This is a genomic window from Streptomyces sp. AM6-12 (assembly GCF_044327085.1).
Classification (GTDB): Bacteria; Actinomycetota; Actinomycetes; order Streptomycetales; family Streptomycetaceae; genus Streptomyces.
Genome location: NZ_JBIQWN010000002.1, coordinates 301,006 through 321,097, shown reverse-complemented (window position 1 = coordinate 321,097; position 20,092 = coordinate 301,006). Strand labels below are relative to the sequence as shown.

The following is a 20,092-nucleotide window of genomic DNA, read 5'->3' as shown; positions in this document are numbered from 1 at the left end:
GCCGACACGGAAAACAACCCTCTTATCGGTCTCCCCAACCAGCACATCGTGGGCTTAACTTATGTGCCATGACCTCCCCCCGCTCCACCTATGGCGGCGGCTATTACTCCGCCTCCTTCCGGGACACTCCGATCTACGACTCCCTCGTGGCCGAGCGGGGCACCCCGCAGATCGCCCCGATCCGGGTCCCCGCCGCCTACGACATGGGCAGCAGCCTGCCCGCCCTGCCGTCGGCCCTCCCCGCCCTCCCGGCCGCGCCCTCCCCGCAGCCCCCGGCCCCCGGCTACGGTTACCCGCAGCAGCCACAGCCGGCCCCGTTCCAGCAGGCGCCCACGGCGTACATCCCGCAGCAGGCGAGCGCCCCGCGCGGCTATCCCGGCCCGCAGGCCCCGCAGCAGCAGCGCCCGATGGCACCCGGCACCGGCTACGAGGCGATGCGTCCGGCCGCGCCGCGCCCCGTGCAGGCGCCGTACCAGGACCCGTACAACCACCCCCAGCAGCGGGGATACTGATCGAAGCGCCCCCGCTGTCGGTGGCACCTGGCACGATGGCGGTATGGACATCGCCGAAGTGCAGTCGATCCACCTCTACCCGGTCAAGGCGTTCCGGGGCCTGGCGGCCGACGCGGCCGCGGTGGAGCCCTGGGGGCTGGCCGGAGACCGGCGCTGGGCGCTGATCGACGCCGGGGGGAAGGTCGTCACCCAGCGGGAGCAGCCGCGTCTCGCCCTGGCCGCCGCCGAGCCCCTGGCCGGCGGCGGTCTGCGTCTGTCGGCGGCCGGGCGGGCGGCGGTGACCGTCGAGGTGCCGGAGCCCGAGGGCACCGTGCCGGTGAACATCTTCGGGCAGAAGGTGGAGGCGGTGCCGGCCGCCGCCACCGCGCACGCCTGGTGCAGCGCCTATCTCGACCAGGACGTGCGCCTGGTCCACCTGGACGACCCCGCCACCCGCCGCCCCGTCGACCCGGACTACGCGCTGCCGGGCGAGACGGTCAGCTTCGCCGACGGCTATCCCCTGCTCGTCACCGCAGCGGCCTCGCTCGACGCCCTCAACTCCCTGATAGCCGAGGGCCGTCACGCCGGGGAGGGGCCGCTGCCCATGAACCGGTTCCGGCCCAGCGTCGTGGTGTCCGGCACCGAGGCATGGGCGGAGGACGCATGGGCGCGCATCTCCATCGGCGAGGTCGTCTTCCGCGTGGCACGCACCTGCGGGCGCTGCGTGGTGACCACCACCGACCAGGGCACCGCCGCGCGCGGCCGGGAGCCGCTGTACACACTGGCCCGGCATCGCCGCTTCGGCAGCAGTCTCGTCTTCGGGCAGAACGTCGTTCCGCTCACCCGCGGCACCGTGCGGGTCGGTGACCCGGTGCGGGTGCTGGAGCGGGGCGTGAGCCGGTAGCCAGTGGCTGGTAGCCGGTAGCTGGTAGCTCCAAGGCTGGTGGTCCGGGGGTCGGCTTTGGCGATCTGGGAACTCTGGTGGCGTTCCCGTTCGTTGGGGTGACATGAGAAATGCGTGAGACGTCGCGGTCGCGACCGGCCGCGGGGGACGTGGGGGGTGGTGAGATGCGGGCCGTCACGGGTCTGTGGCGCTGGAGACGCAATCCGCTGTGCCGCGCGACCGATCTCGCCGAGGCGTGGGTGGCACTGGCGGCCCTGGTGCTGATCACCGTGGTGGCGCCCTTGACCGGCGCGCTGGTCGGCTTCCTCACCGAGGACTCGCTCCAGCGTGCCGCGCGGCTGGAGCAGCACACCCACCACCTGGTCACCGCCACCGTGGTGCGACCGCTGGGCCGGGCACCCGAGAGCGACCCCGACACCGCCGGCGTACACGAGACCCGCAGCCGCGTCGTCGCCGACTGGTCCGCGCCGGACGGCAGCGCGCACCACGGCCCGGTCCTCGCCGACCTCAAGTCCCCCCACACCGGTGACCACTTCGGGCTCTGGACGGATCCGCGGGGCCGAATAACGACCCGCCCGCTGGACTCCGTCACGGCCACGAGCCACGCCGTCCTGGCCGGATTCGGCGCGGCCCTGCTGGCCGCCGCCCTGATCGAGGCCGCCCGGCGGCTCACCGTCTGGCGCATGGTCCGCCGCCGGTACGCCCGCTGGGACCAGGCCTCGGACCGGGCCGGCCCGGACTGGGGCAAGGCGGGCACCGGCAGTTGACCGGGGGCGGGCTGTGGTCAGCCCACCCCGGACGCACACGCTACGGTGGACCGGCCGAAGCGCTTTCGGCGACGACCCGCAGGCGGCGCACGTCAGGACCCGCGCGCAGGCGGGGACGCGAACGGGCAGGCCCGGGGGCCGGGCACGCTCACGGACCCGGCACCGGCAGCGCCGCCCGGACGGGGCGCCGGCCATCAGCGGCCATCAGTACGACGAGGTGGGGGCAGAGCAACGCCATGGCACAGGGCACGGTCCAGGTGACGCACACCGGTACCTCGCGGTGGCGGCGCCGCACGGGTGAGTACGCATCGCTCGCCGCCGCCCTGGAGGCCGCCGCCGACGGCGACGTCCTCACCGTCGCCCCCGGCACCTACCGGGAGAACCTCGTGATCCAGCGGGCGGTGACGCTCCGCGGGCCGGACGGCTCCCCCGGCTCGGTGCGGATCGCGCCGGTGGACGGGGTGCCGCTGACCGTGCGGGCCTCGGCCGTGGTGCAGGACCTGCATGTGGAGGGCCAGGACGCGGCGGCGCCCGCGCTGCTGGTCGAGGAGGGCACGCCCGAGCTGATGGACGTGCGGATCGTGACCCGCTCGGCCGTCGGCGTGGAGGTGCGCGGCGCGGCCCGGCCGACCGTGCGCCGGCTGACCGTGGACAACCCGGCCGGCATCGGCATCGCCGTACTCGACGGCGGCAGCGGGGTGTTCGAGGAGTGCGAGATCGTGGCGGCCGGACAGGCGGGCGTGGCGGTGCGCGGCGGCGGCCATCCGCGCCTGGAGCGCTGCCGGGTGCACCACGCCTCCGGCACCGGGCTCACCGTGACCGGCGAGAACTCCTCGCTGGAGGCGGTCGGTTGCGAGATCTACGAGGTCCGCGGCTCCGGCGTCCAGGTCACCCAGCGGGCCGCCGCGCAGCTGACCGACTGCGATGTGCACCGCACCACCGCCGACGGCGTCACCCTGGACACGGACGCGGTGCTCACGCTGGAGGACTGCCGGATCCACGACATCCCGGAGAACGCGGTCGACCTGCGCTCGCGTTCGGTGCTCACGCTGACCCGGACCACCATCCGGCAGTTCGGGCGCAACGGGCTGTCCGTGTGGGACCCCGGCACCCGCGTGGACGCCAACCAGTGCGAGATCTTCGACAGCACCGGTGACTATCCGGCGGTGTGGGTGAGCGACGGCGCCACCGCGGTGCTGGACTCCTGCCGGGTGCACGACGTGCCGGACGCGCTGTTCGTCCTGGACCGCGGTTCGCGCGCGGACGTGGTGGACAGCGACCTGTCCCAGGTGCGCAACACGGCCGTGTCGGTGAGCGACGGCGCGACCGCGCAGCTGGACGACTGCCGGATCAGGGACGCGGCGACCGGCGCCTGGTTCCGGGACCACGGCAGCGGCGGCACCTTGAACAACTGCACGGTGGACGGCACCCAGACCGGGGTGATCGTCACCAAGGGCGCCGATCCGACCATCGAGCGCTGCACCGTCGACTCCCCCGCCGAGGCCGGGTTCTACGTCTCCGCGGGCGGCCGGGGCAGCTTCCTGAACTGCCGGGTCAGCGGGAGCGGGGGCTACGGCTTCCATGTGATCGACGGCTGCCGCACCACGCTGCGCAAGTGCCGCACCGAGCGGTGTGCGCGCGGGGGCTACGAGTTCGCCGAGGGCGGCCCGGACGCCGGGTCCGGGTCGGGCCCGGTCGTGGAGGGCTGCACCAGCGACGAGAGCGGCAGCCTGCGGCCCCCGGCGCCGCGGGAGACGGCCGTGCAGACGGTGTCGCACTCCACCGGGCTGCTCGGTTCGATCCCCGGCCAGCGCAGCACCGAGCCGGAGCCGCCGGCCATCGCGCCGCAGCCGGTGGAGCCGCCGCGTACGTCGAAGGACGTGCTCGGTGAACTCGACGCGCTGGTGGGCCTGGAGAGCGTCAAGCGCGAGGTGCGGGCGCTGACCGACATGATCGAGGTGGGCCGGCGGCGGCAGCGGGCGGGGCTCAAGGCCGCCTCCGTCAAGCGGCATCTGGTCTTCACCGGCTCCCCCGGCACCGGCAAGACGACGGTCGCCCGGCTGTACGGCGAGATCCTCGCCTCCCTCGGTGTGCTGGAGAAGGGCCATCTGGTCGAGGTGTCCCGTGTCGACCTGGTCGGCGAGCACATCGGCTCCACCGCGATCCGCACCCAGGAGGCGTTCCAGCGGGCGCACGGCGGGGTGCTGTTCATCGACGAGGCGTACGCGCTGTCGCCGGAGGACGCCGGGCGTGACTTCGGCAAGGAGGCCATCGACACGCTGGTGAAGCTGATGGAGGACCAGCGGGACGCGGTGGTGGTGATCGTCGCCGGGTACACCGCGGAGATGGAGCGCTTCCTGTCCGTCAACCCCGGTGTGGCCTCCCGTTTCTCCCGCACCATCACGTTCGGCGACTACGGTCCTCAGGAACTGCTGCGGATCGTGGAACAGCAGGCCGACGAGCACGAGTACCGACTCGCCCCCGGCACCGCCGGGGCCCTGCTCACCTATTTCACCACCCTCCCGAAGGGCCCCGCGTTCGGCAACGGCCGCACCGCCCGCCAGACCTTCGAGGCCATGGTCGAACGTCACGCGAGCCGCGTCGCCCAGCTCCCCGATCCGACCACCGACGACCTGACCCTGCTGTATCCGGAGGACCTGCCGGAGCTGTCCTGAGCCCCGCGCCCTCCGCGCGGGCGTCAGGTCGCCGACTTCCCGCGTGGAGTGGGGAGTTCCGCGCGCAGGCGGGCCAGCAGCCGTGCCCGTACTTCGGCGAAGACCGGGTCGGCCTGGTAGTCGGAGTGGCCGAGGATCGGGGTCGGGAGCGGGTGCTCGGGGGTGCGGCCGTAGGCGAGGGGGTCCCGCAAGGGCGGCTGGTCCACGGGGGGCCGGCCGTCGGTGGGCAGGCGGACCGGACCGCCGATCGGGTCGGTGCGGCGGTAGACATTGCTCCAGCGGGCGATGTCGCGGTGCAGCCCGGCGAGCGCGGCGGGCCCGAAGTGGGCCGGGAACCAGCGGCCGTACAGCCGCTCCAGCGGTGAGCCGTACGTCAGCAGCGCGACCCGCGACCGTGCGGCCGGGGGGAGTTGCCAGGCGGCCACGGCGGCGAGCACGCTGCCCTGGGAGTGGCCGGAGAGCACCAGCCGGCCCCCGGTCGCCCCGGTCCAGGTCGCCATCCGCCAGGTCAGGTCGGGCACCGCACGCTCGGCGTAGCAGGGGGGCGCGAAGGGGTGTGCGGCGCGCGGCCAGAATGTGCCGACGTCCCACAGGATGCCGACGGTGCGCCGGGCGCCGCGGTCCTTGTAGGCGCGCCGCCCCCAGGTCACGAACAGCAGGAAGCCGAGCCCGACCAGCCATGAGCCGAGCCCCTGCGAGACTCCGGCGGCGATCCGTACGGCGGTGACCGTGCCGCGCGCCGCGCCGTCCCGCGTCCTTCCGCCGGCCAGCGCCCCGGCCAGCGCCCCGCCGCCCAGCACCAGCGTGGTGGCACAGAGCACGGTGAGGACGAGCGGGGCGCGGTCGGTGAGCGCGGCCATGGCACGGGCGTGGGCGATGGCGCGGGTACGGGCCGGGTCCTCGGGCTCCCCCGGATGCTCCCGGCGTACGCGGGCGCGTTCGGCACGGGCGAGCCGGGCGGTGCCGGCGGTGAGCCGGAGGGCCAGCATCAGCAGCACCGCGAGCAGCGGCGGGATCATGGACGCCTGCCAGGTCAGCGACACCGGCGGCCCGGCGATGACGCCCCCGCCCAGCCAATCGGCCGCCCGCTGAGCCACCCCACCGGACATCACCCCACCCAGCGCACAGGCGAGCAGCGCGGTGGCCGGCCCACCGAGACCATGGGGGCCGGGGCGGGGGGTGGCGGCCCGGCGGGGTTCGGGAAGGTTGTGGCCGTCAGCGCGTTCCTCCCTCCCACGGCGCTCCCCCGCACCCCTGCGCTCCATCCGCCACGCCACCACCCCGAGCACCACCACCAGCGCGCCCTGGACCAGCATCAGGCCGTCGAAGGCGGGGTCTCCCGGCAGTCGGCCGGTCGCGTGCCAGGTGGGGCGGGACCAGCCGGTGTAGAGGGCGGCGAGGAGGAGCAGGACGAGCGCGGCCAGCAGCATGAGTCGTACCAGGTGCCGGTCGAGTTCCTGGTCCACGCGGTGTTCCGCGCGGCCCCGGCGGCACACCACGGCCACCACCGCGCCCGCCCCGGCCGGCAGCAGGACGGTCAGCAGCCAGCCGAGGGCGTCCAGCGCTGCGGGACCGCCGGGCCGGTGGTCGAAGCGGACCGCCGGTGTGGCGAGGGCGGCGGCGATGGTCAGCAGCCCGGCCGCCGTGTGGGCGGCACGCAGCCGGGCCACCAGCCGGCGCCCGTACCAGAAGCCGGGCCGCGCCAACGCGCTGTCGTCGGGGTCCGCCGCCTGGACCGGGCCCCGGAGCAGCGGGCGGTGGGACTCGTACGCGCTCCACGTACGGTGCGAGAGGTACCAGAGCAGCAGGACCAGACCGCCCGGCCCCAGCGCCGCGAGCGCGAGCCGCCGTCCCGGCTGGGGCCACCAGCCACCGGACGTGCCGAGCAGCGCCGCCCACCGCCGTACGCCGGGGCCCCCGGCCGCGTCCGGAGTGAGGAAGGCCAGCCAGAAATGCCGCCGGGCGCAGGCTCGGGCACCGGCGCACTGCCAGGCCACCAGGTCCAGGGCCACCTCGCACGCGGCCGCCACCAGCAGCACCGTGAGGGTGAGGGCGGCCAGCCGCACCAGCAGGCCGTAGAACCGGACGGCACGCGGCCGGGCTCCGGCGGGGCGCATCCAGTGGGCGAGGTTGACCACCATGAACGGCAGCAGCAACAGCCACAGGGCGCGGCCCGCGTCCCCGGAGGTGAGGTTGCACCAGACGTACGCCTCCCGCACCGGCTCGCCGCGGTGCTCAGGCCCGCCCCGCGCGACGTCCTCGGCACGCCGGAAGGAGGCCGCCGTGTCGTCCCCGGCGACCCGCACGGTGCGCGCGTCGTCCAGCATCTCCTCCGGGGTCGTACCGCCGACCCCGTGCACCAGCAGCTCCAGGCCGGCCGGCTCGGGCGCACGTCCCCCGGCCCGCTGGTCCTGTCCTCCGGGGTGTTCCCGAGCGCGTTCCACACTTCTCCCGCGACGCCGTGCGGCCTGTGTCCGTGCGCGCTTGATGTCCGGTTCCGGCGGGCCGCACACCGCTCGTCACAGAATCTCCCCGATCGGCGGGGCCGCGGCCGCGCCACCGGACCGGCCGGCCGCGCGGACCGGGCGGTGGCGCACCCCGCACCGTCCCGTGAAAAGATGGGACGCCCGCGCACCCACGGGACGGCCGTACGCGCTGCTCGCGGCGGGTGCGCCGGGTGTGTGGAACGGCTGGCGGCGAAAGGACCGGAGCGTACGTGAGCGAGAATCAGCACCTCCTCGCGGAGCAGCGCCGCGCCCTGATCCTGGACGAGGTCCGGCGCCGCGGCGGCGCCCGGGTCAACGAACTGACCCGCAGGCTCGGGGTGTCGGACATGACCGTGCGCCGCGACCTGGACGCGCTGGCCCGGCAGGGCGTGCTGGAGAAGGTGCACGGCGGCGCGGTCCCGGTGGTCGAGGCGAGCACCCATGAGCCGGGCTTCGAGGCCAAGTCGGGTCTGGAGCTGTCGGCCAAGGAGGACATCGCACGGGCCGCGGCCGCCCTGGTCACCCCCGGTACCGCGATCGCGCTGTCCGGCGGTACGACGACCTACGCGCTCGCCCAGCATCTGCTGGAGGTGCCGGACCTGACCGTGGTGACGAACTCGGTGCGGGTCGCGGACGTGTTCCACGCGGCACAGCGCACCTCGGGGCAGCGGCAGGGCACGGCCACGGTGGTGCTGACCGGCGGGGTGCGCACCCCGTCCGACTCGCTGGTGGGTCCGGTGGCGGACCAGGCGATCGCCGCGCTCCACTTCGATCTGCTGTTTCTCGGCGTGCACGGCATATCGGTGGAGGCGGGCCTGTCCACGCCGAACCTGGCGGAGGCCGAGACCAACCGCCGTCTGGTGCACTCGGCGCGCCGCGTGGTGGTGGTCGCCGACCACACCAAGTGGGGCACGGTGGGCCTGAGTTCGTTCGCCACGCTGGACCAGGTGGACACCCTGGTGACGGACTCGGGGCTGCCGCACGAGACGCGCGCCGAGGCTTCCGAGCATCTGCGGCGGCTGATCGTGGCCGGGGAACCGGACCCCGAGGACGCGGCCGATGAGGACGAGGAACCGGACGGCGACCCCGCGGAACCCGGTGCCGCCACCGAGGTCGACTGACATCGCGTCAACTACGCTGCCGGTGGCCCCTCCGCTTGGAAGAAAGGCTCAACGCCCTGTTTCCGTGCGGGATTTCGCGAGGAGGTAGCCGGGCCATGGCCCAGCGTCTGCGTCCGGTCGGCCCGGACTTCGTCGACCGCGCCCCCGTACGGCTGGTGTTCGGCCGGGAGATGACCGCCGCCCCGGAGCTGGTCTACCAGGCGCTCGCCGAGGACGTGGCGAGCATCCCGGAGTGGTTCCCGGCCGTGGCCTCCGCCCGGGCGGCGGACGGCGGACGCGATGTCCGGCTGCGTGGCGGCATCCGCTTCGAGGAGACGGTCCTGGTCGCCGAGAAGCCCGCGTTGTACTCGTACCGCGTCGATGTGACCAACACTCCGGGCGCCCGTGCCTGGGTCGAAAAGTGGCGGCTGGTCCCGGCCGGCGGGGGCACCCGGATCCGGGTGGTCTTCGCGCTCGACGGCACCGCCGCGTTCCGCCTCGGCTGCCGGCTGGCCGCGCCGGGCGTGGGGCGCGCCTTCCGGCAGGCGGCCGGCGCGCTGGACCGGCAGCTGACCTGACCCACCGCGGCCCGGCTCGCCACGGCCCGGCGCACCGCAACCCCTGTTCACCACGGCCCTGTTCACACAGCCCGGCTCACGCCAGGTCACGTGCGTCCGCCACGGGCGTCCGTCACGGAAGAAGCCCCGCCCCCCCGATCCTTCTCCCCGGCGACCGCGGAGGCGGACACCAGCGTCGCCGCGGCGAGACTGCCCCACAGGGCGGCCGGGCCGCGCGCGGCGAGAGCGGTGACGACCGCCGGGGAGACGGCGAGGCCGAAGCCCGTGGAGAGCTGGAAGCGGGCGAGGGCGCGGCCCAGCTCATGGGCCGGGGCGAGGACGGTGACGAGCGCGGTGGCGCTGCCGGCGTAGACGATCTCGCCGAGGGTGCAGACCACGGACACCGCGGCGACGGCCGGGGCGCTCCAGCCGTGCCCCAGTGAGCTGGCCGCGAGGAAGCCGAGGTAGGACACGGCGAGCACCACGCCGGCCAGGGCCAGCACGGTCCGCCGGGAGAAGCGGGACAGCAGGACGGTGACCGGCACCTGCAAGGTGACCACCAGGACCGTGTTGGCCACGAAGATGGCCGCCGACCACACCGGGGACGCGTGTGCCTGTGTCACCAGGATGAGCGGGAGCGCGATCTCGGGGACGTTGAGGCAGAAGACGTAGACCACGTTGGCGGCCAGCAGCACACCCATCCGGGGTGCGGGCCCGTCCGTCCTGTCCTCGGCCGGGGCGGCGCCCGGTTGCGCGCGCAGACGGACCGACCACGCCAGGACCGCCGCGACGAGACACGCGAGCCCGGTGAGGGCGGCCAGCGCCCGCAACGCGCTGGTGCCGCCCGCCAGGCACACGGTGGCCAGCAGGGCGCCCGCGCCCAGACCGGCGTTGCGCAGGGCACGGGCGCCCGCGAGAGCGGCGTCGCGTTCGCGGCCGTGGGCGACCGTGGCCACCAGGGCAGCGTGGGCGGCCGGCCATGTCTGATTGCCGGCGCCGAGGAAGAGGGCCGCCGCCGCGAACATCCCCACGTGCCCCGCCGGGGCGGCCAGCAGCAGCGCCACGCCCACCACCCGCACCAGCATCGACGCCGCCACGACGGTGCTGCGTGCGCCCCCGTCCAGCCAGCGGCCGACGCCGGGCACGCACACCAGGCCCCCGACGACGCCGGCCGTCATGGCGATACCGGTGACCGGCGCGGACAGCCGCAGCACGGTCACCCCGTAGAGCAGCAGAAAGGGCCGCAGCAGGCCGGTGCCGAGCGCGTCCACGACCAGGGCGACGGCATAGCGAGAGCCTCCGGAGGCACGGACGAGGGCGCGCGGCCCGAGCCGCGGCCGGAGTGTGGTGGTTGCCATGGCGTCAACGGTGCGTGCGGTCGCCGTACCGGCCGCGTCGGTTGACGGACACCGTCAACCGACGCGTTCGCCGGCCGTCCGACTGGCGATGATGACGGGATGACGTTGAGGATCGACATCGGCGGAATGCCGTCCGGGCGGCTGCGGTTCGCCGCCTCCCCGCTGGCCGAGCTGACCGCGATGCTGCACGTGCTGGCCGAACCAGGACACCACCCGCGGCTCGCCGGCTGGGCGGCGGACGTCTGGGCCGGTCTGCGGCCGGAGCTGGCCGAACGGCTCAGGGAGGCGGAGTTCCTCTGGCGTTCCTCACGCGCCGACTTCCTGGTCCCCGCCCGTCCCCGGCCCACCCTGGCCGAGGAGTTGGACGAGGTGGACCGGATCGACGACGAGACCTATGTGACCACCGCGCTCATCACCACCTGCGGCAGCAACCGGGTCCACTTCGCCGCGCCGTCGCCGCTCGCCGACGCGAGGGCGCGGGAGCGGGCCCTGAACCTCGCGCAGGCCCGCGGCGCGCTCCAGGAGGCCTTCGCGGAACGGCTGCTCGCGGACCCGGCCGCCGTACGGGCACGGGTGCGGCACACCCTCGAACAGTGCGCCGACGCGTTCTTCACCGCCGCCTGGACGGGCGTCGCCACGCGACTCGCCACCGATCTGCGCCTGAAGAACGACCTGCTGAGGCACCAGGGCATCGGAGCGGCACTCGCGTCGGTCTCCAGCGCCGTCACCCTGGCGCCGGACGGCGGCCATATCGTCGTGGACAAGCTCCAGGACAACGCGACGTCCGCCCACGGCACCGGGGTGACCTTCCTCCCGAGCGTCTTCGGCGGCCCGCACCTGGTGGTGGTCCACGCGCCCGGCTGGCACCCGGTGGTGCAGTACCCCGTGGCCGAGGCGAGCCCGTCGGAGCCGGTGTCACTGGAAGCGGTCACGCTACGGCTGGACGCGCTCGCGCATCCCCTGCGGCTGCGGCTGCTGCGCACCCTGGCCCGCGGCGCGCACACCACCGGTGAACTGGCCCACGCCTGGGAACTCTCGCCCCCGGAGGTCTCCCGCCACCTCGCCGTCCTGCGCCGCGCGGGCCTGCTCACGGCCCGGCGGCAGGGCCGGTACGTCCGCTACACCCTCAACCTGTCCGACCTGTCGTCGCTGGGCACCGACCTGCTGGCGGCCGTACTGCGCTGAGCGGCTCCGGCCTGCCGGAAACTCGGGCGCGACCGCCGCTTGCGCATGCCGTCCGGCGCCGGTCAGGGCTGCGGCCACACCCCCGTGGCCAGCAGCGTCTCGATCGCCGCCGTGTAGGGCGCGATGTCCAGGCCCTGTTCCGCGAGCCACGCGTCCGAGTAGTACTTGTCGAGGTACCGGTCGCCCGGATCGCACAGCAGGGTGACGACGCTGCCGGTACGGCCCTCGGCCACCATCTCGGAGACGATCTTCAGCGCGCTCCACAGCCCGGTGCCGGTGGAGCCGCCCGCCTTGCGGCCGATCACCCCTTCCAGGGCCCGTACGGCGGCGACGCTGGCCGCGTCCGGGACCTTCATCATCCGGTCGATCGCGCCGGGCACGAAGCTCGGCTCCATGCGCGGTCGGCCGATGCCCTCGATCCGGGAGCCGCAGTCGCAGGTGACGTCCGGGTCGCCGGCGGTCCAGCCCTCGAAGAAACAGGAGTTGTCCGGGTCGGCGACGCAGATACGGGTGTCGTACTGCATGTAGTGCACATAGCGGGCGAGCGTCGCCGAGGTGCCGCCGGTGCCGGCCGTGGCGACGATCCACGCAGGCTCCGGGAACCGCTCCAACTCCAGCTGGCGGAAGATCGATTCGGCGATGTTGTTGTTGCCGCGCCAGTCGGTGGCCCGCTCGGCGTAGGTGAACTGGTCCATGTAGTGGCCGCCGGTCTCCACCGCGAGGCGGGCGGACTCCTCGTACATCTTCCGTGAGTCGTCCACGAAGTGGCAGCGACCGCCGTGGAATTCGATGAGGCGGCACTTCTCGGCGCTGGTCGTGCGTGGCATGACCGCGATGAAGGGCACCCCGATCAGCTTGGCGAAGTACGCCTCGGAGACGGCGGTGGAGCCGCTGGACGCCTCGATCACCGGGCGGCCGGGCCGGATCCAGCCGTTGCAGAGGCCGTACAGGAACAGCGAGCGGGCGAGGCGGTGCTTGAGGCTGCCGGTGGGGTGCGTCGACTCGTCCTTCAGATAGAGGTCGATGCCCCAGCGCTCGGGCAGCGGGAAGCGCAGCAGGTGGGTGTCGGCCGACCGGTTCGCATCGGCCTGCACCTTGCGCACGGCCTCTTTCAGCCAGTCGCGGTAGGCGGGGTCGGTACGGTCGACATCGAGGGTGGTGCCGGTCCTGGCCTGGTCGGTGATGCTCACGTCGGTGCTCCTTACGCTGTGCGCCGACGGCGCCTCGGGCGGGCCGGCACTTTCGAGCATAAGCATCTTTCACACCGCTTCCCACCTGCATAAACGCATCTTTGGGCGCCCCAAAGGCACCCTGGGGCACAGGCGTACGAGACGACCCGGTGTGCCGCCGCGCGTGCTCCGGGCCGCTGTCGTGCGCGCCCCCGCGCGCACTGGTGCTCCGTGCCGTGGCGCGGCAGACTGCACGCGTCGGGACGATGGTCCCGCACGCGAACGGGGGCGCACACCGGAACACGGGAACACGCGCACAAGGGGGCGGCGAGGGATGGCGGAGCCGGAGTTCACGGCCAAGGGCGTGCGGATCGGGAAACGCATGCGCTCGCTCACCCGGGCCGGACAGGTCCGGATCAACGACGGCAGGGTGGAGTTGCTCAACAGTTACGGCAGCGAGATCGACAGCGCACCGGTGCAGGCGGTGCGCGCCTCCAAGCCGTGGTTCGCCCCGGACGACAAGGCCCTGGCCGACCTCAACGGCCAGCGGTACCTGCTGACGCTGGCCGAACAGGACCCCGCTCCGGGCGAACCGGGCACCCCCGCGGCCCGCCGCTTCATCGAGGCGGTCCGCCGGGCGGCGGGACGCGGCGGCTGAAGGGGGGCCACGGCGGTCTCGCGGTTGCCGGGGTGGCGCGCACCGTCGGAGCGGCACAGTGTGCGGGCGGCAGGTGCGGTCTTGGACGACTCGTGCCGCGCGGGCGGCACCGCGTCCAGCGGCACGGGCCCCGGCACGCCGTGCCCGGCCGGCACGAATTGCCCGAACGTCACGGCGTGTCCGGGCGGCACGCGGTGGCCGCCGCCACCTCTTGCCCGCCGCCACCTCTTGCCCGCCGGTACCCGAGGCCCCCCGCCAACCACCCACGCCCAGGTCTCCCGCCCCAGGTCTCCCATCCCCAGCCCCGTCTCCATCCGGACGCGGCGAGTTGCACCAATCCGCCCCCTGCGCCACGCTGGTCTCACGTCACTCTGGGTTTACCGGCGATAACGCTGCGAACCAGCCCGCCGGCCACGACAGCAGGCGGCCGCTTTCCCGGGGGGCCTGCTGGATCCGTTGTTCTCCGTGTCTTTCCGGTTCCCTTCCGGACCTCACATCGGGGAGTCGCAGCCGTGATCAGTCACCCAAGCAGGCACTGCACGGTGGAGCTCCAAGCCCTGCCGTCGCGGATCGGCCAGGTCCGCAGAATCGTCTCTGCGCAACTGCGCTACTGGCATCTGGACCCGTTGATAGACCGCGCCGCGCTCGGCGTGACGGAGCTGCTCAGCAACGTGCACCGGCACGCCAGGCCTGACAAGTCGTGCACGGTCGAGCTGGAACTCCAGCCGGACCGGCTCACCGTGTCGGTCCACGATCACGATCCGCGCATGCCGGTGCCGACCGACGACGCGGACACGGACCCGGAGGAGACGACACCGCTCGCCACCTGCGGCCGGGGCCTCGCCATGGTCGCCGCCGTCAGCGAGAGCTGGGGCGCGCGGCCGGACGGTGACAACGGCAAGGTCGTCTGGTTCACCCTGCCGGCGACGCCCGGCCATCCGGCCCGCACGCCGTGCCGTGCCCCGGAACACCAGCCCAGACCCTCCCCGGTCGCGGCGACAGCCATCGGTACGGCGGCCCCCGCCTCCCCCGCGCGGACACCCGTCCCGGCGGCGATCAGGTCGTCCCCCGGCGGCCAGGAACTGGCCGCCAGCCACCCGGTCGCGGCGGGCTGACCGGGACCGGCGGACAGTGCACAGGGGGCGCGCCGTACGGTGCGCGGTGTACGGCGAGCAGCGACGAACCGCCCGCCGTACACCCCTATCCCCGCGAGGCGAGCACTCCTGTATCTACCAGTATGTACACTGCCTTCATGAGCACCTCCGAACGACTCATCGAGTCAACGCGCGACCTGCTCTGGGAGCGCGGTTACGTGGGCACCAGCCCCAAGGCGATCCTGGAGCGCGCGGGCGCGGGCCAGGGCAGCATGTACCACCACTTCAAGGGCAAGCCGGACCTCGCCCTGGCGGCGATCCGGCGGACCGCCGAGCAGCTGCGGGCGGCGGCCGAGCGCTCGCTGGACGGCCCCGGTACGCCGTACGAGCGCGTCGAGGCGTATCTGCGTCGCGAGCGCGAGGTGCTGCGCGGTTGCCCGGTCGGCCGGCTGACCATGGACCCGGACGTGATCGCCAGTGACGAACTGCGCGCCCCGGTGGACGAGACCCTCGCCTGGATCCGGGAACGCCTCGCCCGGGTCGTCGAAGAGGGCAAGCAACAGGGGCAGTTCGCGCCGGAGCTGGACGCCGGGCGGATCGCCGCGACGATCCTCGCGACCGTGCAGGGCGGCTATGTGCTGGCCCGTGCCGCCGGCTCCCCCGCCACCTTCGACGCGGCCGTCGACGGGCTGCTGGCCCTCCTCGCGCCCCGAACCGCCGCCTGAGGGAAGGGGCCACTTGATGCACGCCATGCAGTACGAGGTGACGCTGCCCGCGGACTACGACACGGACATCATCCGCGCCCGTGTGAACCGCGTCGGGCAGCTGCTGGACGACTGGGAAGGGCTCGGCCTCAAGGCGTATCTGCTGCGCGAACGCGGCGTCCATGGTTCGCCGGTGAACCAGTACGCTCCGTTCTATCTGTGGCACACGGTCGAGGGCATGAACCGCTTCCTGTGGGGCGGCGGGTTCCAGCGTCTGGCCGACGACTTCGGGCGTCCGGCCGTACGCCAGTGGACCGGGCTCGGTTACGCGGAGGGCACCGGCACCCGTGCCGCGTTCGCGCTGCGGCGTCGGCAACCGGTGCCGGAGGGCGCCGACTTGGCACGCCTGATGGAGGAAGCGGCAGGTACGACCGAGCAGTTGGCCGCCGAGGACGGTGCCGTGCTGGCCGCGACCGCCGCCGATCCGTACCGCTGGGAGCTGGTCCACTTCTCCCTCTGGGAGCACGACACCCCGAAGGCCGAGTGCGACCTCTTCCGGGTGCTGCACCTGTCCGCCCCCGGCCTCGACCGGCTTGCGCGCGGGCGGCACTGGTGATCCGTACCGTCCTCGGCGACATCCGCCCGCAGGAGCTGGGGGTGTGCGACGCGCACGACCATCTCTTCCTGCGCAGCAGGCAGTTGCCGGGCAGGGAGCTGGACGACGTGGCCGCCGCGCGGGCCGAACTGGAGGCGTTCCGGGCGGCGGGCGGTGCCGCCGTCGTGCAGTGGACGCCGCACGGCATGGGCCGCCGCGCGGCCGACCTCGCGGCCCTGTCCCGCGCCACCGGAGTGCACCTGGTCTGCGCGACGGGCCTGCACCAAGCCCCGCATGTGGCACCGGAGTTGCTGGCGGGGCTGCGCGGCCGGCTGGCCGAGGTCTTCGTCGCCGAGCTGACCGAGGGCATCGGCACGACCGGGGTGCGGGCCGGGCTGATCAAGGTGGCGGGCGGGTTCCACGCACTCGACGCGCACGCCCGCTGGACCATGGCGGCGGCGGCCGAGGCGCACCACGCGACCGGCGCGCCCATCGCCGTCCATCTGGAGCTGGGCACCGGCGCCCTGGACGTACTCGACCTGCTCTGCGGCGAGTTGGGTGTGCCCGGTGACCGGGTGATCCTCGGTCACCTGAATCGCTTCCCCGATCCGGTGACGCAGCGGCAGGCCGCCGCCGCCGGCTGCTGGCTCGCCTTCGACGGCCCCTCGCGCGCCCACCACGCCACCGACTGGCAGATGCCGGCCGGTGCCCGCGCCCTCGCGGAGGCCGGCTTCGGCGACCGGCTGCTGCTCGGCGGCGACACGGTGACCGCCGGTGCGCGCTCGGTCGACGGCGGTCCGGGAATGCCGTATCTGCTGCGCCGCCTGCGCCCGCGCCTGGCGGCGGAGTTGGGCCCGGAACTGGTCGACCGGATCCTCACCGAACACCCGCGGAGGGCGTTCTCCGTCGACTGGGCGTGACGCGCGGCGCGACATGCCGGCCGACGGCCTACATCGACAAGCCATCCCCGCGCGGACGTTGGCATACGGCCGGGCGTGACCTCCCCGAGGGGTTCAGCGCAGGGCGGCCAGCGGGTCGTCCAGGACCGGCTGCCAGGCCAGTTCGGCGGCGCCGACCAGGCTGTTGTGGTCGAGGGTGCACGGCAGGATCGGGACGCCGCCGCTCTGGCCCCACAGGCTGCGGTCGGCGACGACCGCGCGCAGCCGGCTCGGATCGGCGTCCAGCAGGCTGCGGTGCAGCCCGCCGAGGATGATGCGGTCCGGGTTGAGGATGTTGACCAGCCCGGCGAGGCCGAGGCCGAGCCGGTCGATCAGGGCCTCGGCGGCCCGGCGTACCGCGGGTTCGTCGTACTGGGTGCGCAGCAGGTCGTCGGCCTGCTTCAGGAGCGAGACCTCCGGGCCCGGCTCGCGGCCGGCCTCCACGAGCAGCGCCAGAGGGTCGGCCTCGACGTCCAGACAGCCCCGGCCGCCGCAGTGGCAGGGGCGGCCCTCGGGGTTGACGGTGAGGTGGCCGACCTCCAGGGCGAGTCCCGAACTGCCGGTGTGCAGACGGCCGTCGAGGACCAGGGCGCCGCCGACGCCGCGATGCCCGGTGGCCACGCACAGCAGATCGCGGGCGCCCCGGCCCGCGCCGTGCCGGTGTTCGGCGAGCGCCGCGAGGTTGACGTCGTTCCCGGTGAACGCGGGCCCGTCGATGCCCGCCGCGCGCACACACTCCTCGAACAGCCGCCGGACCGGCGCCCCGACGGGCCACGCGAGGTGCAGCGGGTTGAGGGCGAGGCCCTCGGGCTGGGCGACGGCGGAGGGCACGGCGAGCCCGGCGCCGACACAGCGGCGGCCGGTGGTGCGCAGCAGTTCCGCGCCCGCCTCGACCACCGAGCCGATCACCTTCGCCGGGTCGGCGGCCACGGTCTCACAGCCCGGCGCGGTGGCCACGATCCGGCCGCCGAGGCCGACCAGCGCGGCCCGGAAGCCGTCGGCGTGCACCTGTGCGGCGAGCGCCACCGGTCCTTCCTCGGCGACGTCGAGCCGGTGCGAGGGGCGGCCCTGGGAGCCGGCCGCCGCGGCGGGGCGGGCGTCCACCCGGATCAGTCCGAGGGCCTCCAGTTCGGCGGCGACCGCGCCGGCCGTCGCGCGGGTGACGCCGAGTTCGGCGGTGAGCACGGCCCGGGTCGGTGCCCGCCCGGTGTGCACCAGTTCCAGCGCGGGCCCGAGCGCGCCCCGCCCCCGGTCCAGCCGCGCCCTCGTGGGGGTCCTCTCCCCCGCCGTCCGGGGTTCCGCCTTGCCGCTCATGAGGGCGAGTCTCCCATGATCCGCATCGCTCGTGGCCCGTGCCGCCGTCACAGCCCGCTCACCCGCAGCGTGATGTTGAGCCGTCCGGCCAGACCCAGCCAGGGCGGTGCCGTGCCGGGGTGGACGCGGGGCACGCCGTGGTAGGCGGCGCGGGCGGGGCCGCCGAAGACGAACAGATCGCCGCTGCGCAGCTCGACATCGGTGTACGGCCGCGTCCGGGTCCGCGTGTTGCCGAACCGGAAGACGCAGGTGTCGCCGAGGCTCAGCGAGACGACCGGGGCGTCGACACGCTCCTCGCTGTCGCGGTGCAGGCCCATGCGGGCGGCGCCGTCGTAGAAGTTGATCAGCGCGATGTCGTACGACGGACCGGGTACGGCCGCCGGTCCGAGCGCGTCGGCCACCGCGCGCCGGGCCACCCCGTCCAGCCACTGCGGGAAGGGCTTGACCGGGGCGCCGTCGCCGTCGGCGGCCGCAGGAGTGTACGCGTAAGGGTACTGATGCGGGCCGGGACAGTCGGGGCTGTCCCGTACGGGCCGTCCGCAGGCGGGGCAGGCGCGTACGACGCCCCAGTGCAGCCCGAGGCAGACCTGGCGGGCGGTCATGGTGCCGCCGCCCGGTGTGCGCACGGTACGCAGCCCGGCCGGGGGCCGCGCCCAGTCACGGCAGGCGGCGAGGAGTTCACGCTGCCGCCCGGCCGACAGCCAGTCCGGGACATGCGCGGCACCCGGCGCGATCCGCGCGCGCTCACGGGGGAACAGTTCCGCGTCCACGCCCCCATCCTGCCGCACCGCTCCCGCCACCCGCCGGAGCACCGGTCCGGTCAGGGCCGGAACCCTGACCGGACCCCTACGGGTCTTCGGCCCAGCCCCTGCGGGTCTTCGGGCCCACTCCCCTGGGGGTCCGCGGTCGTACGGGCCCTGATCTGCGGTTCCGCTAGCCTGGAGCGCGATGAGCGACCGTATGACGACACCGTGGGGCGAGGTTGAGCTGGCCCGCTTCCCCGAGGATCCCCGCGACCGGCTGCGTGCCTGGGACGCCTCCGACGCGTATCTGCTGCACCATCTGGCGGCGGAGAACGTGCCGCTGACCGGGCGGGTGGTGGTGCTCGGGGACCGCTGGGGAGCGCTGGTGACGGCGCTGGCGGAACACCGGCCGACGCAGATCACCGACTCGTTCCTGGGCCAGGAGGCGAGCCGTGCCAATCTGGCGCGGGCCGGTGTCGAACCGGGCGCCGTACCGCTGCTGACCACCCAGGACGAGCCGCCCGAGCGGGTGGACGTGCTGCTGGTACGGGTGCCGAGAAGTCTGGCGCTGCTGGAGGACCAGCTGCTGCGGCTCGCGCCCGCCGTGCACCCGGACACGGTGGTGATCGGCACCGGCATGGTGAAGGAGATCCACACCTCCACGCTCCGGACCTTCGAGCGGATCCTCGGCCCGACCCGGACCTCGCTGGCCCGGCAGAAGGCCCGGCTGATCTTCTGCACCCCGGACCCGGCGATGGAGCGGCCCGCGAACCCGTGGCCGTACCGCTACGACCTCCCGGCCGGGGTCGGCGCGATCTCCGGCCACCCGGTCGTCAACCACGCGGGCGTCTTCTGCGCCGACCGGCTGGACATCGGCACCCGCTTCCTGCTCCAGCACCTGCCCGGGCCGGGGCCGGCCCGCGTGGTGGACCTCGGCTGCGGCAACGGCGTGGTCGGTACGGCGGTGGCGCTGGCCGACCCGGCGGCGGAGGTGCTGTTCGTGGACGAGTCGTTCCAGGCGGTGGCCTCCGCCGAGGCCACCTACAAGGCCAACGGGGTACCGGGGCATGCCGAGTTCCGGGTCGGCGACGGGCTCGCCGGGGTGGCACCGGGCAGCGTGGACCTCGTCCTGAACAATCCGCCGTTCCACTCCCACCAGGCGACGACGGACGCGACCGCGCGGCGGATGTTCACCGGCGCGCGGCGCGCGCTGCGGCCGGGCGGCGAGCTGTGGGTGATCGGCAACCGGCACCTGGGTTATCACATCACCCTGAAGCGGGTGTTCGGCAACTGCGAACTCGTCGCGAGCGACCCGAAGTTCGTGCTGCTGAAGGCGGTCAGGACGGCATAGCGG

Annotated in this window: 18 protein-coding genes; 13 read left to right on the top strand and 5 right to left on the bottom strand. The window is 74.2% G+C overall.

From position 1 onward, the window contains the following. Positions 1 to 68 precede the first annotated feature (68 nt). From ACE4Q9_RS29850 to ACE4Q9_RS29835, 4 genes are all read left to right on the top strand, one after another. Positions 69 to 512 (top strand): DUF6643 family protein, encoded by a 444-nt coding sequence (locus ACE4Q9_RS29850; protein WP_397987623.1) that lies wholly within the window; start codon positions 69 to 71, stop codon positions 510 to 512. A 43-nt stretch (positions 513 to 555) separates the two neighbouring features. After that, positions 556 to 1,395: an MOSC domain-containing protein gene (locus ACE4Q9_RS29845; RefSeq protein ID WP_397987622.1), complete on the top strand. Its 840-nt coding sequence runs from the start codon at positions 556 to 558 to the stop codon at positions 1,393 to 1,395. Between the two features lie 164 nt (positions 1,396 to 1,559). Next, on the top strand, positions 1,560 to 2,162 hold the full coding sequence (locus ACE4Q9_RS29840; RefSeq protein WP_397987621.1) for a hypothetical protein: 603 nt from the start codon (positions 1,560 to 1,562) through the stop codon (positions 2,160 to 2,162). A gap of 236 nt (positions 2,163 to 2,398) precedes the next feature. After that, positions 2,399 to 4,837, top strand: coding sequence for a right-handed parallel beta-helix repeat-containing protein (locus ACE4Q9_RS29835; RefSeq protein ID WP_397987620.1), 2,439 nt, complete (start codon positions 2,399 to 2,401; stop codon positions 4,835 to 4,837). 23 nt (positions 4,838 to 4,860) lie between these two features. Here the strand turns inward: ACE4Q9_RS29835 and ACE4Q9_RS29830 are convergent, their stop codons facing one another. Beyond that, positions 4,861 to 7,281 (bottom strand): hypothetical protein, encoded by a 2,421-nt coding sequence (locus ACE4Q9_RS29830; protein WP_397987619.1) that lies wholly within the window; start codon positions 7,279 to 7,281, stop codon positions 4,861 to 4,863. 272 nt (positions 7,282 to 7,553) lie between these two features. On the opposite strand from ACE4Q9_RS29830, the gene ACE4Q9_RS29825 reads away from it, so the two are divergent. Together ACE4Q9_RS29825 and ACE4Q9_RS29820 are read left to right on the top strand one after the other, a co-directional pair. After that, entirely contained in the window at positions 7,554 to 8,444 is an 891-nt protein-coding gene (locus ACE4Q9_RS29825) for a DeoR/GlpR family DNA-binding transcription regulator (RefSeq protein ID WP_397987618.1), read from the top strand. Positions 8,445 to 8,539: 95 nt separating this feature from the next. Further along, complete coding sequence (locus tag ACE4Q9_RS29820; protein WP_397987617.1) at positions 8,540 to 9,001, top strand: SRPBCC family protein; 462 nt, start codon at positions 8,540 to 8,542, stop codon at positions 8,999 to 9,001. 86 nt (positions 9,002 to 9,087) lie between these two features. Here the strand turns inward: ACE4Q9_RS29820 and ACE4Q9_RS29815 are convergent, their stop codons facing one another. Then, a complete protein-coding gene (locus tag ACE4Q9_RS29815; protein WP_397987616.1) occupies positions 9,088 to 10,338 on the bottom strand; it encodes an MFS transporter in 1,251 nt (416 codons plus the stop codon). 99 nt (positions 10,339 to 10,437) lie between these two features. Here ACE4Q9_RS29815 and ACE4Q9_RS29810 point away from each other — a divergent pair, with 99 nt between their 5' ends. Next, positions 10,438 to 11,523: a DUF5937 family protein gene (locus ACE4Q9_RS29810; RefSeq protein ID WP_397987615.1), complete on the top strand. Its 1,086-nt coding sequence runs from the start codon at positions 10,438 to 10,440 to the stop codon at positions 11,521 to 11,523. Positions 11,524 to 11,585: 62 nt separating this feature from the next. Here the strand turns inward: ACE4Q9_RS29810 and ACE4Q9_RS29805 are convergent, their stop codons facing one another. Next, entirely contained in the window at positions 11,586 to 12,713 is a 1,128-nt protein-coding gene (locus ACE4Q9_RS29805) for a PLP-dependent cysteine synthase family protein (RefSeq protein WP_397987614.1), read from the bottom strand. Between the two features lie 313 nt (positions 12,714 to 13,026). Here ACE4Q9_RS29805 and ACE4Q9_RS29800 point away from each other — a divergent pair, with 313 nt between their 5' ends. From ACE4Q9_RS29800 to ACE4Q9_RS29780, 5 genes are all read left to right on the top strand, one after another. Next, positions 13,027 to 13,350, top strand: a complete 324-nt coding sequence (locus ACE4Q9_RS29800) for a hypothetical protein (protein ID WP_397987613.1) — start codon at positions 13,027 to 13,029, stop codon at positions 13,348 to 13,350. Between the two features lie 512 nt (positions 13,351 to 13,862). Beyond that, entirely contained in the window at positions 13,863 to 14,465 is a 603-nt protein-coding gene (locus ACE4Q9_RS29795; RefSeq protein ID WP_397987612.1) for an ATP-binding protein, read from the top strand. Between the two features lie 122 nt (positions 14,466 to 14,587). Next, entirely contained in the window at positions 14,588 to 15,169 is a 582-nt protein-coding gene (locus ACE4Q9_RS29790; protein ID WP_397987611.1) for a TetR/AcrR family transcriptional regulator, read from the top strand. Between the two features lie 16 nt (positions 15,170 to 15,185). After that, the gene (locus ACE4Q9_RS29785) at positions 15,186 to 15,764 is read left to right on the top strand and encodes a DUF4865 family protein (protein WP_397987610.1); all 579 of its coding nucleotides are present in this window, start codon (positions 15,186 to 15,188) and stop codon (positions 15,762 to 15,764) included. Further along, entirely contained in the window at positions 15,761 to 16,663 is a 903-nt protein-coding gene (locus ACE4Q9_RS29780) for a phosphotriesterase (protein WP_397987609.1), read from the top strand. Before ACE4Q9_RS29785 ends, ACE4Q9_RS29780 begins: the two co-directional genes overlap by 4 nt. Before the next feature lie 93 nt (positions 16,664 to 16,756). Here the strand turns inward: ACE4Q9_RS29780 and ACE4Q9_RS29775 are convergent, their stop codons facing one another. Further along, positions 16,757 to 17,995 carry an ROK family protein gene (locus tag ACE4Q9_RS29775; RefSeq protein ID WP_397987608.1) on the bottom strand — a complete coding sequence of 413 codons (1,239 nt, stop codon included), beginning with the start codon at positions 17,993 to 17,995 and terminating at the stop codon, positions 16,757 to 16,759. A 47-nt stretch (positions 17,996 to 18,042) separates the two neighbouring features. Further along, on the bottom strand, positions 18,043 to 18,765 hold the full coding sequence (locus ACE4Q9_RS29770) for an alpha-ketoglutarate-dependent dioxygenase AlkB family protein (protein WP_397987607.1): 723 nt from the start codon (positions 18,763 to 18,765) through the stop codon (positions 18,043 to 18,045). 190 nt (positions 18,766 to 18,955) lie between these two features. Between ACE4Q9_RS29770 and ACE4Q9_RS29765 the strand changes: the two genes are divergently transcribed. Next, positions 18,956 to 20,089, top strand: a complete 1,134-nt coding sequence (locus ACE4Q9_RS29765; RefSeq protein WP_397988260.1) for a methyltransferase — start codon at positions 18,956 to 18,958, stop codon at positions 20,087 to 20,089. Positions 20,090 to 20,092 lie beyond the last annotated feature (3 nt).

Excerpts from the sequence above, each read along its gene's own strand:
- ACE4Q9_RS29785 (WP_397987610.1), top strand. The coding sequence starts at position 15,186 with ATGCACGCCATGCAGTACGAGGTGACGCTGCCCGCGGACTACGACACG.
- ACE4Q9_RS29820 (WP_397987617.1), top strand. The coding sequence starts at position 8,540 with ATGGCCCAGCGTCTGCGTCCGGTCGGCCCGGACTTCGTCGACCGCGCC.
- ACE4Q9_RS29800 (WP_397987613.1), top strand. The coding sequence starts at position 13,027 with ATGGCGGAGCCGGAGTTCACGGCCAAGGGCGTGCGGATCGGGAAACGC.
- ACE4Q9_RS29845 (WP_397987622.1), top strand. The coding sequence starts at position 556 with ATGGACATCGCCGAAGTGCAGTCGATCCACCTCTACCCGGTCAAGGCG.
- ACE4Q9_RS29815 (WP_397987616.1), bottom strand. The coding sequence starts at position 10,338 with ATGGCAACCACCACACTCCGGCCGCGGCTCGGGCCGCGCGCCCTCGTC.
- ACE4Q9_RS29850 (WP_397987623.1), top strand. The coding sequence starts at position 69 with ATGACCTCCCCCCGCTCCACCTATGGCGGCGGCTATTACTCCGCCTCC.
- ACE4Q9_RS29790 (WP_397987611.1), top strand. The coding sequence starts at position 14,588 with ATGTACACTGCCTTCATGAGCACCTCCGAACGACTCATCGAGTCAACG.
- ACE4Q9_RS29810 (WP_397987615.1), top strand. The coding sequence starts at position 10,438 with ATGACGTTGAGGATCGACATCGGCGGAATGCCGTCCGGGCGGCTGCGG.
- ACE4Q9_RS29840 (WP_397987621.1), top strand. The coding sequence starts at position 1,560 with ATGCGGGCCGTCACGGGTCTGTGGCGCTGGAGACGCAATCCGCTGTGC.
- ACE4Q9_RS29765 (WP_397988260.1), top strand. The coding sequence starts at position 18,956 with ATGACGACACCGTGGGGCGAGGTTGAGCTGGCCCGCTTCCCCGAGGAT.
- ACE4Q9_RS29835 (WP_397987620.1), top strand. The coding sequence starts at position 2,399 with ATGGCACAGGGCACGGTCCAGGTGACGCACACCGGTACCTCGCGGTGG.
- ACE4Q9_RS29775 (WP_397987608.1), bottom strand. The coding sequence starts at position 17,995 with ATGAGCGGCAAGGCGGAACCCCGGACGGCGGGGGAGAGGACCCCCACG.